Annotated in this window: 18 protein-coding genes and 1 riboswitch; of the genes, 8 read left to right on the top strand and 10 right to left on the bottom strand. The window is 59.1% G+C overall.

Annotated elements, in window-relative coordinates; all coding sequences use genetic code 11:
* Positions 1–2 precede the first annotated feature (2 nt).
* Both KGB21_RS16970 and KGB21_RS16965 read left to right on the top strand, forming a co-directional pair.
* A complete protein-coding gene (locus tag KGB21_RS16970; RefSeq protein WP_223505904.1) occupies positions 3–1,001 on the top strand; it encodes a class I SAM-dependent methyltransferase in 999 nt (332 codons plus the stop codon).
* 40 nt (positions 1,002–1,041) lie between these two features.
* Positions 1,042–1,178: riboswitch (yybP-ykoY riboswitch) on the top strand.
* A 76-nt stretch (positions 1,179–1,254) separates the two neighbouring features.
* Entirely contained in the window at positions 1,255–1,839 is a 585-nt protein-coding gene (locus KGB21_RS16965) for a TMEM165/GDT1 family protein (RefSeq protein WP_034149559.1), read from the top strand.
* Positions 1,840–2,029: 190 nt separating this feature from the next.
* Here the strand turns inward: KGB21_RS16965 and KGB21_RS16960 are convergent, their stop codons facing one another.
* The 4 genes from KGB21_RS16960 to KGB21_RS16945 form a co-directional block, all read right to left on the bottom strand.
* A complete protein-coding gene (locus tag KGB21_RS16960; protein ID WP_034149560.1) occupies positions 2,030–2,848 on the bottom strand; it encodes a M48 family metallopeptidase in 819 nt (272 codons plus the stop codon).
* A gap of 176 nt (positions 2,849–3,024) precedes the next feature.
* The gene (locus KGB21_RS16955; protein WP_223505903.1) at positions 3,025–3,648 is read right to left on the bottom strand and encodes an SOS response-associated peptidase; all 624 of its coding nucleotides are present in this window, start codon (positions 3,646–3,648) and stop codon (positions 3,025–3,027) included.
* Between the two features lie 35 nt (positions 3,649–3,683).
* Entirely contained in the window at positions 3,684–3,944 is a 261-nt protein-coding gene (locus KGB21_RS16950; RefSeq protein ID WP_034149562.1) for a putative signal transducing protein, read from the bottom strand.
* A 9-nt stretch (positions 3,945–3,953) separates the two neighbouring features.
* Positions 3,954–4,136, bottom strand: coding sequence for a CPXCG motif-containing cysteine-rich protein (locus KGB21_RS16945; protein WP_034149563.1), 183 nt, complete (start codon positions 4,134–4,136; stop codon positions 3,954–3,956).
* Positions 4,137–4,279: 143 nt separating this feature from the next.
* Here KGB21_RS16945 and KGB21_RS16940 point away from each other — a divergent pair, with 143 nt between their 5' ends.
* On the top strand, positions 4,280–5,443 hold the full coding sequence (locus tag KGB21_RS16940; protein ID WP_223505901.1) for a 1-acyl-sn-glycerol-3-phosphate acyltransferase: 1,164 nt from the start codon (positions 4,280–4,282) through the stop codon (positions 5,441–5,443).
* A 174-nt stretch (positions 5,444–5,617) separates the two neighbouring features.
* Here the strand turns inward: KGB21_RS16940 and KGB21_RS16935 are convergent, their stop codons facing one another.
* Positions 5,618–5,902: a hypothetical protein gene (locus KGB21_RS16935; RefSeq protein ID WP_034149565.1), complete on the bottom strand. Its 285-nt coding sequence runs from the start codon at positions 5,900–5,902 to the stop codon at positions 5,618–5,620.
* A 194-nt stretch (positions 5,903–6,096) separates the two neighbouring features.
* On the opposite strand from KGB21_RS16935, the gene KGB21_RS16930 reads away from it, so the two are divergent.
* Positions 6,097–6,303, top strand: coding sequence for a hypothetical protein (locus KGB21_RS16930; RefSeq protein ID WP_034149566.1), 207 nt, complete (start codon positions 6,097–6,099; stop codon positions 6,301–6,303).
* A gap of 188 nt (positions 6,304–6,491) precedes the next feature.
* On the opposite strand, the gene KGB21_RS16925 is transcribed toward KGB21_RS16930, so the two are convergent.
* Positions 6,492–7,076 carry a YajG family lipoprotein gene (locus KGB21_RS16925; protein ID WP_034149567.1) on the bottom strand — a complete coding sequence of 195 codons (585 nt, stop codon included), beginning with the start codon at positions 7,074–7,076 and terminating at the stop codon, positions 6,492–6,494.
* Between the two features lie 200 nt (positions 7,077–7,276).
* Between KGB21_RS16925 and KGB21_RS16920 the strand changes: the two genes are divergently transcribed.
* Complete coding sequence (locus tag KGB21_RS16920) at positions 7,277–7,510, top strand: hypothetical protein (protein WP_223505899.1); 234 nt, start codon at positions 7,277–7,279, stop codon at positions 7,508–7,510.
* 739 nt (positions 7,511–8,249) lie between these two features.
* Positions 8,250–9,758 carry a malate dehydrogenase (quinone) gene (mqo, locus tag KGB21_RS16915; RefSeq protein WP_034149569.1) on the top strand — a complete coding sequence of 503 codons (1,509 nt, stop codon included), beginning with the start codon at positions 8,250–8,252 and terminating at the stop codon, positions 9,756–9,758.
* 175 nt (positions 9,759–9,933) lie between these two features.
* Here the strand turns inward: mqo and KGB21_RS16910 are convergent, their stop codons facing one another.
* From KGB21_RS16910 to KGB21_RS16900, 3 genes are all read right to left on the bottom strand, one after another.
* Positions 9,934–10,221, bottom strand: a complete 288-nt coding sequence (locus KGB21_RS16910) for a PA4642 family protein (RefSeq protein WP_034149570.1) — start codon at positions 10,219–10,221, stop codon at positions 9,934–9,936.
* A 63-nt stretch (positions 10,222–10,284) separates the two neighbouring features.
* Entirely contained in the window at positions 10,285–10,770 is a 486-nt protein-coding gene (locus KGB21_RS16905) for a hypothetical protein (protein ID WP_034149571.1), read from the bottom strand.
* A gap of 151 nt (positions 10,771–10,921) precedes the next feature.
* Positions 10,922–11,479: a hypoxanthine-guanine phosphoribosyltransferase gene (locus tag KGB21_RS16900; protein WP_046818972.1), complete on the bottom strand. Its 558-nt coding sequence runs from the start codon at positions 11,477–11,479 to the stop codon at positions 10,922–10,924.
* A gap of 163 nt (positions 11,480–11,642) precedes the next feature.
* On the opposite strand from KGB21_RS16900, the gene upp reads away from it, so the two are divergent.
* Both upp and KGB21_RS16890 read left to right on the top strand, forming a co-directional pair.
* Complete coding sequence (gene upp / locus KGB21_RS16895) at positions 11,643–12,281, top strand: uracil phosphoribosyltransferase (RefSeq protein WP_008060213.1); 639 nt, start codon at positions 11,643–11,645, stop codon at positions 12,279–12,281.
* 2 nt (positions 12,282–12,283) lie between these two features.
* A complete protein-coding gene (locus KGB21_RS16890; protein ID WP_034149573.1) occupies positions 12,284–13,558 on the top strand; it encodes a uracil-xanthine permease family protein in 1,275 nt (424 codons plus the stop codon).
* Positions 13,559–13,693: 135 nt separating this feature from the next.
* On the opposite strand, the gene hemH is transcribed toward KGB21_RS16890, so the two are convergent.
* Positions 13,694–14,719: a ferrochelatase gene (gene hemH, locus KGB21_RS16885; RefSeq protein WP_223505897.1), complete on the bottom strand. Its 1,026-nt coding sequence runs from the start codon at positions 14,717–14,719 to the stop codon at positions 13,694–13,696.
* Positions 14,720–14,729 lie beyond the last annotated feature (10 nt).

Raw genomic sequence — 14,729 nt, 5'->3', positions numbered from 1 at the left:
TTATGGATCCGCGCAGTGAAGTACTGCTTCGTCAGGCTGAGTTATTCCAGGGTTCGGTGTTGCTGGCCGGTTTGCCCGCCGACGACTTGCTCGGCCGCCTCCCCGCCGCCCATGGCTGGTGCTGGCATGCCGGCGATCAAGCAGCGCTCGACGCACGTTTCGCCGAGCGCAGCCAATTCGGCGTGAACGTCCCGGAGCGCGAGTTCGACGGCGCGGTGGTGTTTCTGCCCAAGTCCAAGGACCTGACCGATTACATCCTCAACGCCGTGGCCTCGCGCCTGGAAGGTCGCGAGGTGTATCTGGTTGGCGAGAAAAAAAGCGGCATCGAAGGCGCGGCCAAGCAACTCAACCCATTCGGCAAGCCACGCAAACTCGACAGCGCGCGGCATTGCCAGCTATGGCTGGTCACCGTGGCCAATGCACCAGCCGCCAAGCCGCTGGAAAGTCTGGCCCAGGAGTATGAACTGCCACTGGCTGAAGGCCCGCTCAAAGTCATCAGCCTGCCGGGCGTCTTCAGCCACGGTCGACTGGATCGCGGCAGTGCGCTGTTGCTGGAACATCTGGACAAGTTGCCAAGCGGTCACTTGCTGGATTTCGGTTGTGGCGCGGGTGTTTTGGGTGCGGCGGTGAAACGCCGTTATCCGCACAACCAGGTCACGTTGCTGGACGTGGATGCGTTTGCTGCCGCCAGCAGCCGGCTGACGTTGGCTGCCAACGGTCTGGAAGCCGAGGTAATTACCGGTGACGGGATCGATGCCGCACCGATGGGTTTGAGCGCGATTCTGAGTAATCCACCGTTCCACGTCGGCGTCCATACCGACTACTTCGCTACCGAAAACTTGCTGCGAAAAGCGGCCAAACATCTGAAAAACGGTGGCGAACTTCGTCTGGTAGCGAACAGCTTCCTGAAGTATCAACCGCTGATCGAAGAGCATCTGGGCGTCTGTGCGATCAAGGCTGAAGGGCAGGGGTTCAGAATCTACCGGGCTAAACGCGGATAGAAATTTGTACTTGCCGAATGGATTTTGCCTAGGCAGAATCCGCTCCGTCCTAGGGGAGTAGTCTCCCACGAGCGCCATGCTCGTCCGGCATACGTCAACATACTTGGTCCTCAGACCATGGCGTATGCGACCCCAGCGTCCGCATCAGACGGATCGCAGGGTTTGACAAGACCTATGACACGAACACCTTACCCGGGGCGGGAAGGCTGTACGTGTCATAGCCGTGTCGACCCGCCCCTTAGGAAAACCCCTGATGCTGGATTCACTACTCGTACCTACCGCAATCGTTGCCTTGGCCGAAATCGGCGACAAGACGCAACTGCTCGCGCTCATTCTCGCTGCCCGCTTTCGCAAACCCTGGCCGATCATCGCCGGCATCGTCGCCGCGACCCTGGCCAACCACGCGGCAGCCGGTGCGGTAGGCGCCTGGGTCGGTAGTTTCTTCTCGGACACGATGCTGCACTGGATTCTTGCCGCGAGCTTCGCAGCAACTGCGCTTTGGACTCTGGTGCCGGACAAGATGGACGATGACGAAGCCAGCACGGCACGCAAGTTCGGACCGTTCCTGACCACGCTGATTGCGTTTTTCCTCGCGGAAATCGGTGACAAGACCCAGATCGCGACTGTGATGCTGGCGGCGCAATATCCGGAACTGTGGCTGGTGATCATCGGCACCACCCTGGGCATGTTGATTGCCAACGTGCCGGTGGTTCTGGCGGGTAACTTTGCCGCGGACAAACTGCCATTGACGTTGATCCGTCGACTGGCAGCGTCGGCGTTCTTCATCCTGGCCATTGTCGCGGTGTACAAGGCGATGCAGGCAAGCGGCTGGGTTTGATTGGTTAAATAAGTATTCAGGAACTGTGGCGAGGGAGCTTGCTCCCGCTCGGCTGCGCAGCAGCCGTAACATTGCATCCGCGTCCTAACTCAGGAAATGCGGAGGCTGTTTTGGGGTTGCTGTGCAACCCAGCGGGAGCAAGCTCCCTCGCCACAAAAAGCTGAAAGTGTTCAGCTTTTACTGATTCCAATCAGGACTTCTTGGCCTGCTCGTAAAGCGGCATCACTTTCGGAATCGCCGCCTGCAACGAAGCAATACGACTCGACGAAGCCGGGTGGGTACTCATGAACTCCGGCGGCGAACCTTCCGATGCCTTGGCCATCTTGTTCCACAAGGTGATCGCGGCGTTCGGGTTGTAGCCGGCACGCGCGGCCAGTTCGAGGCCGATCAGGTCTGCCTCGTTTTCATTGGCCCGGCTGTTCGGCAAGGTCATGCCGTAGTTGGCCACGGTATCGGCCAGCGCCAGGGTGTCCGAGCCGAGGCCGAACAAGGCACCGGCGCCCTGCTTGGCCATTTCGATGCCATAGGCCTTGGACATCGCTTCGCGACCATGCTCGCGCAAGGCGTGGGCGATTTCGTGGCCGAGGATGGCGGCGATTTCGTCATCAGTCAGTTTCAGGCTGTCCATCAGGCCGGTATAGAAAATGATCTTGCCGCCAGGACCGCAGTTGGCGTTGAGCTCATCGCTCTTGATCAGATTGACTTCCCATTTCCACTGAGCCGAATCCGGACGGAAAACCGGAGCCTGTGCAATCAGCCGGTCGGAAATCACTTGAATGCGCTTGGCATCGCTGCTGGTCTTGTCCAGCACGCCCTTGCCGCTCGCCTCGCCCACGGTCTTTTGATAAGACTGGGCGTACATCTGATTGACCTCATCAGTGGACAGCATGCTGAACATGTATTGCTTGCGTTCAACACCTACCGCGCCACCGCTGGTGGTGTTGACCGACTGACAGCCGGCGAGCAGCAGCGCTGCGCCCAGTGCACCCACAACCAAAATCTTGCTCATCGAAAAACTCCATGAAAACTGCCGCCTATCCTAGGCGTGGAAATGTATCGACGCCAGATACACAAGAGATAAGACGCCTATTTCAGGCAAAGCTCTCACCAATGCAGGAAAAATTAAAAGATCGCAGCTGGATGTACGCCGATCCATTGTGGGAGCTGCCGCAGGCTGCGATCTTTTCAACCGGGGGTCAGACACTCCGGCCCGTTGAGCTTCGGATCGTTCACCATGTTCGCCAGCACCCGCTCACGCAACGCAGCGGGTTCACTGGCGAGCAAGGCTTGCAAGGCATGCAGCGGCGTGTCGGGGTTTAGCCAGATTTCCTGCGCCGCCGCATCGAGAATCAACGGTCGACGCTGACTGGCGGCTGGTTGCGTAATCACGGCCGTACTCAGCCACACCTGCTCTTGCACCGGATACGCTTCCCAGATGGCCCCGAAAAACAGCGACGAGCCTTCCCCCGGTGTCAGCCAGTACGGTCGTTTTCGCGTGGTGCCACGCCATTCATAGAAACCATTGGCCGGCAGCAGGCAACGGCGTTCGCGCAGGGCCTGGCGAAACATCGGTTGTTCGGCAACGGTTTCAGCCCGAGCATGGGCCGGGGTGCGAGACAAATCGGTCAGCCACGGCGGTGTCAAACCCCAGCGCGCCCGCGCCAGTTCGCGCTGACCTTCCGCACCGGCTCGCAGCATCAACACCGAATCATTGGGGGAAATGTTCCACTGCGCCTGCTGATCGGCGGGAAAACCGGGCAGGGCCGCGAAGGCGGGGTTCCAGCGAAACAGGGCATAACGTCCACACATGGGGTAGCACGACTCTTGATCAAACGAACGCCAGCCTAACAGACCAGCGTGCCGGGAAAGCTTTCCGGTTCATCGCCGGACACGGGCAGTGCCGCATTGTACGCACTGATCAGCTCACGGGCGTATTGCGCCTTATCGTTATCCACCGCCAGGCCCAATAACCCGTAGATCGGCAGTTCGCCGGTGCCGCCCACCAGATCACGGCCGACCAGATGCGCTTCGATGCCTTCGCTGGCGAGCATGCCTTGCAGCAACTCGCCCTCCATCAGGTTTTCCGGCTCGTAGATTCGCTGCATATACGCCCCTCATTCGTTTTCGCTGAAGACTTCCAGGAACCAGTCCTCTTCGTGAACCTGCAGCACGAACGTAATCGGCCGACAACAGACCTGACAGTCCTCGATATAGGTCTGATCGCCGCCAGACAAGTCGACAGTCGTTTCGACTTCCTCACCACAATACGGACATTCATACTGCGCAGTTTCCAGCATCGCGGTCTCCCAGGTGACTTGTGCGTATAATCGCCGGTCTATTTGCAGGGCTATTTTTGTCTGGCTACTTTTTTCAGACCGTACCCCGCCGGTTTTCGATCAAAACCTTTACTTACCCTAGCCGTTTCTAACAAGAGAGCATGATGGGCGAATTCGATGCCATCCGACCTTACGACGACAGCGAAGTCCCAGCGGTGCTGGCACGACTGCTCAGCGACAAGGCGTTTCTAGATATCCTCACCCACTTCCGCTTCCCGCGTTTCGCTGGCGCTTTAGGCTGGGCGCTCAAACCTCTTATAGCCCATCGACTGCGTCGTGAGTTCGCCGGCGTCCATTCGGTCGCCACGCTACAGGACAAAGTCGAGGTTTACGTCGACCACACCATCGAGCGCGCCACCGACGGCGTGACGTACACCGGCGTCGAGCAATTCAAGTCCGGCAGCGCCTATCTGTTCATCGCCAACCACCGCGACATCGTGATGGACCCGGCCTTCGTCAACTACGCCGTGTATCACGCTGGCCTGCCGACCCCGCGCATTGCCATTGGTGACAACTTGCTGCAAAAGCCCTTCGTCAGCGATTTGATGCGCCTGAACAAGAGCTTCATCGTGCACCGCTCGATCACTGGCCGCCGTGAGAAGATGGCGGCGTATCAGCTGCTGTCGGCGTACATCAACCATTCGATCCGCAACGATTGCGCTTCGATCTGGATCGCCCAGGCCGAAGGTCGGGCCAAGGACGGCGACGACCGCACCGAGTCGGCGATCCTCAAGATGTTCCACATGAGTCGCAAGGACGAGCCGTTTGGCGAAGTCATCCGCTCGCTGAACCTGACCCCGGTGTCGATCAGCTACGAATACGACCCGTGCGATCAGGCCAAGGCCCGCGAGCTCTACATCCGCGCCACTACCGGCAGCTACACCAAGGTGCCGGGAGAGGATGACGTGAGCATCGCCAAAGGCATCACCGGCTATAAAGGCCGGGTGCATGTGCACTTTTCCGCGCCGATAACCGAGCTGTTCGATGACACCAAGCAATTGGCGGTCGAGATGGACAAGCAGATCCTCGGCGGCTACCGCTTGTTCCCGGTGCATTACCTGGCTTACGCGCAATGGAAAGACGCTGATCCGCAATTGCAGGTGCCGAACGCCGCGCAGGTGTTTGCCGCCGATGAATTGGCCAAGGCCAAAGAGCAATGGCAGCAACGCCTGGATGCTTGCCCCGAGGAACACCGTCCGTTCCTGGTGCTGCAATATGCGACGCCGGTGCGTAATCAGTATCGGGTGAAGGCGGGATTGCCGCTTTAACGGCTGATACGAAAACGGCGCCTTCAGGCGCCGTTTTGGTTTTTCCGATCACCACACAACCCGTGGCGAGGGAGCTTGCTCCCGCTGGGCTGCGAAGCGGCCCCAAAACCTGCCATTGCGGCTGCTGCGCAACCGAACGGGAGCAAGCTCCCTCGCCACAGGATTTTGTCAGCTTCAGACCCGCGTGCTGATCCACGACACGAGCAAAGCCAATCCCAGGCAAGCAAAACCGAAACCGTAGAAAAACCGGTTCATGCGCAAGGTCGCGCCATCGAGCATCAACGTGGGCTCGTCGATGCGACGGCTCTGGCTCTGCGCCTCCAGGCTGGCCATCGCGCGCTGCTCACGGCGACGGGTGGCGTGCAGCAGCCATCCGCCGGGGCATGCAAAGAGCAGGGCCAGCAGGTTGATCAATTTGGCGGGATGGGCGGTTAACAGCGTCATCAAATGCAGCGACATCACAAACCTCGAACAAAACCGGTGTGGCAGCCACCGAACCGGCGACTGCGGCGCGGATTCTACCGAAAGCCTCTACGCCTGCCCTCTCCTTTGCGACAAATAACGAGGGATTTGACCAGTGGTTGTCCTGCGTCACGGCTCCGTCATCTGAATACGTCACTCTGGCGCCCCTCGAAACCGACACGGACCTCGTCATGTTGCACGCCGAAAACCAGGATCGCCTCTACCTCATTGCCCACAACGATGAACAACAAACCCTCGTCGGCAGCCTCGCCTTCAACGTTCAGGATCGGCATTGGCTGGTGTATTGCGCACTGGGTGGTCATCAACACGCAGATTTGCCGGAAGCGGATTTGCTGACCGGGGTGAGTGTGCTGGATTTCTACTCCCAAGCCGCCTGAAATCCCCACTCCCCCTGTAGGAGCTGCCGCAGGCTGCGATCTTTTGATCTTGATCTTCGGCGTGCTTGGATCAGTCAGAACGCAAGATCAAAAGATCGCAGCCTGCGGCAGCTCCTACAGTTACGGTGCAGGCATTAAAAAGCCCGGGACCATCGCTGGTGCCGGGCTTTTTAACATCTGGCAAAAGCTTACTCGGCGAGCACCTGACCCACGGTCGGGTCCTTGAACAGACGGGTCAAGGCATCGCTCAACACGTCGCTGACCAGTTTGGTGTTGGTTTCCTGGTTCGGCGCCATGCCGAAACGCTGGTCCAGGGATGCACCGTAACGACCGCTGTAGCGACGATTGGCGTTCTGTACATCGGAGCGGAACGTCGCGCCGATGGTTGCCTCGGTCACATACATGCCTTCTTTAGGTGACTGATACTTCAGTTCGGTCAGGGTCACGGTGATTTGCGGTGCGTTCGCCGCATTGGACGTCGGGGTGAAGCCCAGCAAACGCACGGCCGCTTCAGCCTGAGCCTGCAACTTCGGCAGGATTTGCGCGCCCTGCACGGTAATTGCGCTGGTTTCCGGGTACAGACCGCCGCGGGTGCCCAGGGTTGGCGACGGACGCCCGTCCACCACACGCACCACCACAGGCTGGCCGCGACCGACCGGCGCCAGTTGAGCCGTCAACTTGGGTTCCGGGTTCAGTTGTTGCGGGCTGTGGGCGCAGCCGACCAGCGTCAAGGTGGTCACAGTGATCAAACCGAACAACAGGCGTTGCAACATGCTCTTCTCTCCAGAATCAGGCACAAACAGGCCGGCAGTATAGCGGTGCGCCACTGCTGCGAACCAGCGCAACAATTTCAGAAAAATCTGACAAGGCTTTCAGACCGCGGTTCCTGTCACACACCTGTCACCCCTCATACACTTGCGCGTCACGGCTCACTGGCACTCTTCACAGCAGTCACCCCACACGGTACTTACCCATGCGTTTTCTCATTTCCTTGTTCACACCACGCCCACTGCATCGCTGCTTCGCCCTGCTCGACCACAACGGCCATTGCCAGGTATTCAAACAGTGCAGCCTGCAGCCGATGGGCGATGGCTGGGTAGAAATCGAAGAAATCCGCCTGAACTGGCTGCATCAACCGCTGCCTGCCAGCGCCCGCATCAGCCAGCGTCAACCTCGCACGCGCGTGCAACAACTGCTGACCACCTGACCGAACGCCTAATAAAAGTCATTAAACACGACCAATTCCCTGCGTTTCTTCGCTACAATCTCCCCCCGATTATAAGGACGTCTCCTGATCGGGCCTCGCAGCATCGTCAATGCCCTGGTATTGACACCCCGCACCGCCCACAGAGAGCCGCCCACACAGATCGAGTGAAGCTGGCGCGCTTGCTGTTCCTTTGGCAAAACCTCCACTTTTCGCGAATCTGCAGAGCTGTCATTACGCTCGGTCACTGAGCTGTTTGCCCGTTTTGCCTGCCTTGTTTTCCTGGCGGCAAACCATCCGGGCACGGTGCCAGGCTGGGACAGCCCTTTTTTGAGGTTCACGTCTTCAAAAGAGCGTGAAAAAAACGGGTTTTCACAACTTCACAAGAGTGTGGCGAGCAAATGAATAGTTTTGCGTCTGAACATGCACCATTAGCGTCTAGTACAGCCCAACGACACAGGACCGAGTACTCCTCGAACACCGGAGCCTGAAGCCTGTCCGCTACGGATTTGGTTGCACAAACGGATGTATCGACCATAAGTCGAATTGCCAGCCGCCCGTTGAAATGAGTTCATATGACTCTGAATAGACCCGGCCGGTAGCGTCCGTCGAAGTTGCAAAAAATTGCGAAGATTCGGACATGGCGATCCTGCCATGGGTATTTGGGGCAACACTGACACGCCCCGTCACTCCTGGCAGCCATGCCGTCAATTTGGTGCTGCAGATTTTGGAGACGCGTTAAATGGCGCATAACGAAGCAGTCGACGTAGTACTGGTTGGGGCCGGCATCATGAGTGCCACCCTTGCAGTGCTGCTCAAAGAGCTCGACCCCGCGATCAAGCTGGAAGTCGTCGAGCTGATGGATTCCGGTGCCGCGGAGAGTTCCAACCCGTGGAACAACGCCGGTACCGGCCATGCCGGCCTGTGCGAGCTGAACTACACGCCGCAGGCTGCCGATGGCGCCGTCGACATCAAGAAAGCCGTGCACATCAACACCCAGTTCGAGGTGTCGAAGCAGTTTTGGTCGTACCTGACCAAAAAAGGCACGTTCGGCTCGTGCAAAACGTTTATCAGCCCGGTGCCACACCTGAGTTTCGTGCAAGGCGACAGCGGCGTGTCCTTCCTCAAGGAACGCTTCAAGGTGCTGAGCAAGCACCACGCCTTCGCGGACATGGAATACACCGAAGACAAGGCCACTATGGCCGAGTGGATGCCGCTGATGATGCCTGGCCGCGATCCTGGCGAAACTCTCGCCGCGACCCGCGTGATCAACGGCACCGACGTCAACTTTGGCGCACTGACCAACCAGTTGCTCAAGCACCTGACCAGCGCACCCGATGCCCAGGTCAAGTACTGCAAGCGCGTGACCGGTCTGAAGCGTAACAACGGTGGCTGGACTGTCAGCATCAAGGACGTCAACAGCGGCAATACCCGTGAAGTCGACGCCAAGTTCGTCTTCCTCGGCGCTGGCGGCGCGGCATTGCCGCTGCTGCAAGCTTCGGGCATCGAAGAGAGCAAAGGCTTCGGCGGCTTCCCGATCAGCGGCCAGTGGCTGCGTTGCGACAACCCGGAAGTGGTCAAGCACCACCAGGCCAAGGTCTACAGCCAGGCTGCCGTGGGTTCGCCGCCGATGTCCGTGCCACACCTGGACACCCGCGTGGTCGATGGCAAGAAGTCCCTGCTGTTCGGACCTTACGCCGGTTTCACCACCAAGTTCCTCAAGCACGGCTCCTTCATGGACCTGCCGCTGTCGGTTCGCGCCGGCAACATCGGCCCGATGCTGGCGGTGGCGAAAAACAACATGGACCTGACCAAGTACCTGGTCAGCGAAGTGATGCAATCGATGGAGCAGCGACTGGAGTCCCTGCGTCGTTTCTACCCTGAAGCGAAAGCCGAAGACTGGCGCCTGGAAGTGGCCGGCCAACGGGTGCAGATCATCAAGAAAGACCCGAAAAAAGGCGGCGTTCTGCAGTTCGGTACCGAGCTGGTCGCGGCCAAGGACGGTTCCCTTGCCGCCCTGCTCGGCGCTTCGCCTGGTGCCTCGGTGACCGTTTCGATCATGCTGGAACTGATCGAAAAATGTTTCCCGGGCAAAGCTAAAGGCGAATGGGCTACCAAACTGGCGGAAATCTTCCCGGCCCGTGAAAAAGTCCTGGAAACCGACGCTACGCTGTATCGCAAGATCAACGCGCAGAACAACGTCGCGCTGGAACTGGTTGAAGCCAGCAGCGAAACCGAAAGCTACGCTTGATTTAGCCGCATAAAAAAACGCCCCGTCCTCATTGAGGGCGGGGCGTTTTTATTATCGCTGAAAATCTTCTGTGGCGAGGGAGCTTGCTCCCGCTGGGCTGCGCGGCGGCCCCAACATCTTGTGAGCGCTGCGCACTCAAGCGGGAGCAAGCTCCCTCGCCACAGGGAAAACGTGATCAGCCGCGAGCCTTCTCGATCAACTCGATGTATTCCGGCGCATTGCGCTGATCCTTGATCAGGGCAACGAAGTCATTGCCGTGCTCATCCTTGCCGTTCACATCGAAACCAGCCTCGACAAAGAACGTCAGGAAACGCTCGAAGTCATCGATACGCAGGCCACGGTAGGCCTTGATCAGTTTGTGCAACGAAGGCGAAGTGGCGTCGACCGGTTCGAAATCGAGGAACAACTTGATCTGCTCATCACCGATCTCGTCACCAATCACTTGTTTCTTATCTTTACGCATTGCCGACTCCAGCTCGCAGACATTTCACGGGGCGGGCAGTTTACCCCCGCGCGGGCGTCGCACTCAACGCGGACGAACGCTGCCAGTGTGCAGATCAGCCCAGACATGGCCGTTGGCGTAGCTGAGGAACTGGCAATACACCGTGTCATTGCGTAGCAAGTCGATCACCACCCGGTATTGAGCCAGCGGGTAAAACATCGTCAAGGTCTTGCTCTTGTCGTCGTAGACCGGTTTTTTCAGGCTTTTGCTTTCGCCATCGAAGTTGACCAGCACCTGAGTGATCGTCGCGCCCTTGTTCAGGGATTTGCCCTTGAGGCGGATCATCAAAGGTGACGTGACCGGAATCGGCTGTTGATTGGATTGACGTTGAGCGCCAACCACCACCGAATACTCGGTGACCTGCAAGAGTTGTTGCTGCTCGGGCTCGGCGTCACGCAGGGTCAGGTCATCCGGCGGCAGGAATTGCCCATGCATCGGCGCCGGTGCAGCGGCCAGTGGCAGGCTGAGGGTCAACAACAGGGCGGCGCAGCTGCGGATCAAAAGGCTCATGACGGGCTCCGGAGGGCGGGGCCGAGCACTGTAGCAGCCATCAGGTACTTGTAGGAGCCGGCTGCTGGCGAATAGTCGTCGCGGTTTATCAAATAAACCGCGTCGTCTTTTCGCCAGCAACCCGGCTCCTACAAAAGGCATTACAGGGGTCTTACATGCCTTTAACGGCAAAAATCCCGTTGGCGTTACGCCAGTAGCCTTTGTAGTCCATGCCATAACCGAAGATGTAACGGTCGATGCACGGCAGACCGACGAAATCGGCTTTCAGATCCGGGCGAGCCTTGCGGTCGTGGTCCTTGTCGATCAGCACGGCGGTGTGCACCTTGCGCGCGCCGGCGTGTTTGCAGAAGTCGATGATCGCGCCCAAGGTGTGACCTTCGTCGAGGATGTCGTCGATGATCAGCACGTCACGGTCGATGAACGACACTTCCGGCTTGGCTTTCCAGAACAGCTCGCCGCCACTGGTTTCATTGCGATAGCGGGTGGCATGCAGGTAGGACGCTTCCAGCGGGAACTGCAGATGGGTGAGCAGCTTGCCGGCGAAAATCAGCCCGCCGTTCATCACACAGAACACCACCGGGTTGCTGTCCGCCAGTTGATCGTTGATGTGTGCACCGACGCGGGCGATGGCCGCCTCGACTTCAGCTTCGGTGTACAGGCAGTCAGCCTCTCGCATGATTTGACGGATATGCTCGAGATCAGCGGACATGGCGCTCTCCAAGGGGGTGGCGGACAGGAAAAGCCGGCAAAGGTACGCATCCCGCACGGCCAGATCAAGCGTTTGTGGACTAACGTACTGTATGTCTATAGGACAACACCCTCGGATAGATTAATCTAGGCCGGTTTTTTTGCCCGCCGCCGGAGCCTTTCCCATGCCCATCCTCGAGATCCGCCATCCGCTGATCCGTCATAAACTTGGCCTGATGCGCCGCGCAGACATCAGCACCAAGAATTTCCGTGAGCTCGCTCAGGAAGTCGGTGCCCTGCTGACCTATGAAGCCACCAAAGACCTGCCGCTGGAAACCTACGATATCGAAGGTTGGTGCGGCACTGTGTCGGTCGAGAAAATCGCCGGCAAGAAAATCACTGTAGTACCGATCCTGCGCGCCGGTATCGGCATGCTCGAAGGTGTACTGAGCCTGATCCCGGGCGCCAAAGTCAGCGCCGTGGGCGTGGCGCGCAACGAGGAAACCCTCGAAGCCCACACCTACCTGGAAAAACTGGTCCCGGAAATCGACGAACGGCTGGCCATGATCATCGACCCGATGCTTGCCACCGGTGGTTCGATGGTCGCTACCATCGACCTGCTGAAAAAGGCTGGCTGCAAGGACATCCGCGCCATGGTGCTGGTCGCCGCGCCGGAAGGCATCGCCGTGGTCGAGAAAGCGCACCCGGACGTGATCATCTACACCGCTTCCATTGATCAAAAACTCAACGAACACGGTTACATCATCCCGGGCCTGGGCGATGCTGGCGACAAGATCTTCGGCACCAAGCAGAAGGACGCGTGAGCATGCAGCAAGAGTTCAACGATCCGCTCTGGCGCACGGTGCTGTCCGGCGCGCAGATGCTGTTCGTGGCCTTCGGCGCCCTGGTGTTGATGCCGCTGATTACCGGCCTTGACCCGAACGTGGCGCTGTTTACCGCTGGCTTGGGGACGATCCTGTTCCAGATCGTCACCGGGCGTCAGGTGCCAGTGTTCCTGGCATCGAGCTTTGCGTTCATCACCCCGATCATTCTCGCCAAGGGCCAGTTCGGCCTGGCCGCGACCATGGGCGGCGTGATGGCGGCCGGTTTCGTCTACACCTTCCTCGGCCTGGCCGTGAAGATTAAAGGCACCGGTTTCATCGACCGCCTGCTGCCACCGGTGGTGATCGGTCCGGTGATCATTTCCATCGGCCTGGCCATGGCGCCGATTGCCGCCAACATGGCAATGGGCAAGGCTGGCGACGGTAGCGAGCTGATTCATTACCAGACCGCCATGCTGATCTCGATGCCAGCGCTGCTGACCACCCTGATCGTCGCGGTGTTCGGCAAAGGCATTTTCCGCCTGGTGCCGATCATTTCCGGCGTGCTGGTAGGGTTTGGAATGGCGTTCTATTTCGGCGTGGTCGACACGGCGAAGATCGCCGCTGCACCGTGGTTCGCCATCCCGAACTTCACCGCGCCAGAATTCAACTGGCAGGCGATTCTGTTCATCGTTCCAGTAGCCTTGGCCCCGGCCATCGAGCACATCGGCGGTGTGATTGCCGTGGGGAGCGTGACCGGTCGCGATTATCTGAAAAAACCCGGCCTGCACCGCACGCTGCTCGGCGATGGCATTGCCACCACCGCAGCCGGCCTGTTCGGCGGTCCACCCAACACCACTTATGCCGAAGTGACTGGCGCGGTGATGCTGACCAAGAACTACAACCCGAAAATCATGACCTGGGCGGCGATCTTCGCCATCAGCCTGGCGTTTATCGGCAAGTTCGGTGCGCTGCTGCAAAGCATTCCGGTGCCGGTGATGGGCGGGATTCTGTGCCTGTTGTTCGGTTCGATTGCGGCGGTGGGGATGAACACGCTGATCCGCCACAAGATCGATCTGGGCGAAGCACGCAATCTGGTGATCGTCTCGGTGACCCTGGTGTTCGGGATTGGCGGCGTACTGGTCGGCACCGGCACCGGTCCGGACGACTTCGGCCTCAAAGGCATCGCGCTGTGCGCGGTGGTGGCAATTGCGCTGAACCTGATCCTGCCGGGCAACGACAGCTGGAAGCACAAGAAGGCGGATGAGCCGCTGCTGTAAAAGGTGATCCCCTGTGGCGAGGGAGCTTGCTCCCGCTGGGTCGCGAAGCGGCCCCAAAATTCTCGCAGTCAATGAAGATTTTGTGAGTGCTGCGCACTCAAGCGGGAGCAAGCTCCCTCGCCACGGGTTGTATCCCTACAGGGCCAACGGCGCTCGCTCACACAACGTGTTCAACGCCCGCGCCCAATGCGGGTCATCGTTGAGACACGGCACCAGCACCAACTCCTCTCCTCCCGCTTCGCGGAACTGTTCCTTCCCGCGATCACCAATCTCTTCCAGTGTCTCGATGCAATCGGCCACGAATGCCGGGCACATCACCAGCAGCTTTTTCACACCACTTTTAGCCAATTCGTCGAGGCGCGCCTCGGTGTAGGGTTCAATCCATTTGGCGCGACCCAGACGCGACTGGAAAGACACCGACCACTTGCCGTCCGGCAGGCCCATGCGCTTGGCAAATTCAGCCGCGCTACGCAGGCATTGGGCGCGATAACAGGTCGCCAGGGAGGCAGGCGAAGCATTCTTGCAGCAATCCTCATTCTTGAAGCAATGCTGGCCGGTCGGATCGAGCTTGGTCAGGTGCCGCTCAGGCAACCCGTGAAAGCTCAACAGCAGATGATCGAAATCCTGTGCCAGATGCGGTTTGCTGGTGGCCACCAAAGCGTCGAGGTATTCCGGTTGATCGTAGAACGGCTGGAGGATCGACAACTTCAAGTTGAGTTTCTTCTCCCGCAGTACGCGTTTGGCTTCTTCGATCACCGTGGTTGTAGTGCTGTCCGCGAACTGTGGATAAAGCGGCGCCAACGTGACCTTCTTCACGCCCTGCGTCACCAGACGCAACAGCGCCGATTCAATCGACGGTTCGCCGTAGCGCATCGCCAGTTCAACCGGGCCGTGATGCCACTGGGAAGTCATGGCTTGTTGCAAGCGACGACTGAGCACCACCAGGGGCGAGCCCTCCTCCCACCAGATCGAGGCATAGGCATGGGCCGACTGCTCGGGGCGCTTGATCAGGATCAGCGACACCAACAGACGCCGCACCGGCCACGGCAGGTCAATCACATACGGGTCCATCAGAAACTGATTGAGGTAGCTGCGCACATCCGCCACCGAGGTGGAAGCAGGTGAGCCCAGGTTGACCAGAAGCAACGCGTGATCTGTCATGCAACGTCCT

It is taken from the genome of Pseudomonas sp. GL-RE-29, from assembly GCF_019947275.1.
Taxonomy (GTDB): Bacteria; Pseudomonadota; Gammaproteobacteria; order Pseudomonadales; family Pseudomonadaceae; genus Aquipseudomonas; species Aquipseudomonas fluorescens_A.
This window is presented reverse-complemented; position numbering and strand designations above follow the sequence as displayed.

Excerpts from the sequence above, each read along its gene's own strand:
- KGB21_RS16940 (WP_223505901.1), top strand. The coding sequence starts at position 4,280 with ATGGGCGAATTCGATGCCATCCGACCTTACGACGACAGCGAAGTCCCA.
- KGB21_RS16920 (WP_223505899.1), top strand. The coding sequence starts at position 7,277 with ATGCGTTTTCTCATTTCCTTGTTCACACCACGCCCACTGCATCGCTGC.
- hemH (WP_223505897.1), bottom strand. The coding sequence starts at position 14,719 with ATGACAGATCACGCGTTGCTTCTGGTCAACCTGGGCTCACCTGCTTCC.
- KGB21_RS16900 (WP_046818972.1), bottom strand. The coding sequence starts at position 11,479 with ATGTCCGCTGATCTCGAGCATATCCGTCAAATCATGCGAGAGGCTGAC.
- KGB21_RS16890 (WP_034149573.1), top strand. The coding sequence starts at position 12,284 with ATGCAGCAAGAGTTCAACGATCCGCTCTGGCGCACGGTGCTGTCCGGC.
- upp (WP_008060213.1), top strand. The coding sequence starts at position 11,643 with ATGCCCATCCTCGAGATCCGCCATCCGCTGATCCGTCATAAACTTGGC.
- KGB21_RS16930 (WP_034149566.1), top strand. The coding sequence starts at position 6,097 with ATGTTGCACGCCGAAAACCAGGATCGCCTCTACCTCATTGCCCACAAC.
- KGB21_RS16905 (WP_034149571.1), bottom strand. The coding sequence starts at position 10,770 with ATGAGCCTTTTGATCCGCAGCTGCGCCGCCCTGTTGTTGACCCTCAGC.
- KGB21_RS16950 (WP_034149562.1), bottom strand. The coding sequence starts at position 3,944 with ATGCAGCGAATCTACGAGCCGGAAAACCTGATGGAGGGCGAGTTGCTG.
- KGB21_RS16965 (WP_034149559.1), top strand. The coding sequence starts at position 1,255 with ATGCTGGATTCACTACTCGTACCTACCGCAATCGTTGCCTTGGCCGAA.
- KGB21_RS16910 (WP_034149570.1), bottom strand. The coding sequence starts at position 10,221 with ATGCGTAAAGATAAGAAACAAGTGATTGGTGACGAGATCGGTGATGAG.
- KGB21_RS16935 (WP_034149565.1), bottom strand. The coding sequence starts at position 5,902 with ATGTCGCTGCATTTGATGACGCTGTTAACCGCCCATCCCGCCAAATTG.
- KGB21_RS16960 (WP_034149560.1), bottom strand. The coding sequence starts at position 2,848 with ATGAGCAAGATTTTGGTTGTGGGTGCACTGGGCGCAGCGCTGCTGCTC.
- KGB21_RS16970 (WP_223505904.1), top strand. The coding sequence starts at position 3 with ATGGATCCGCGCAGTGAAGTACTGCTTCGTCAGGCTGAGTTATTCCAG.
- mqo (WP_034149569.1), top strand. The coding sequence starts at position 8,250 with ATGGCGCATAACGAAGCAGTCGACGTAGTACTGGTTGGGGCCGGCATC.
- KGB21_RS16955 (WP_223505903.1), bottom strand. The coding sequence starts at position 3,648 with ATGTGTGGACGTTATGCCCTGTTTCGCTGGAACCCCGCCTTCGCGGCC.
- KGB21_RS16925 (WP_034149567.1), bottom strand. The coding sequence starts at position 7,076 with ATGTTGCAACGCCTGTTGTTCGGTTTGATCACTGTGACCACCTTGACG.
- KGB21_RS16945 (WP_034149563.1), bottom strand. The coding sequence starts at position 4,136 with ATGCTGGAAACTGCGCAGTATGAATGTCCGTATTGTGGTGAGGAAGTC.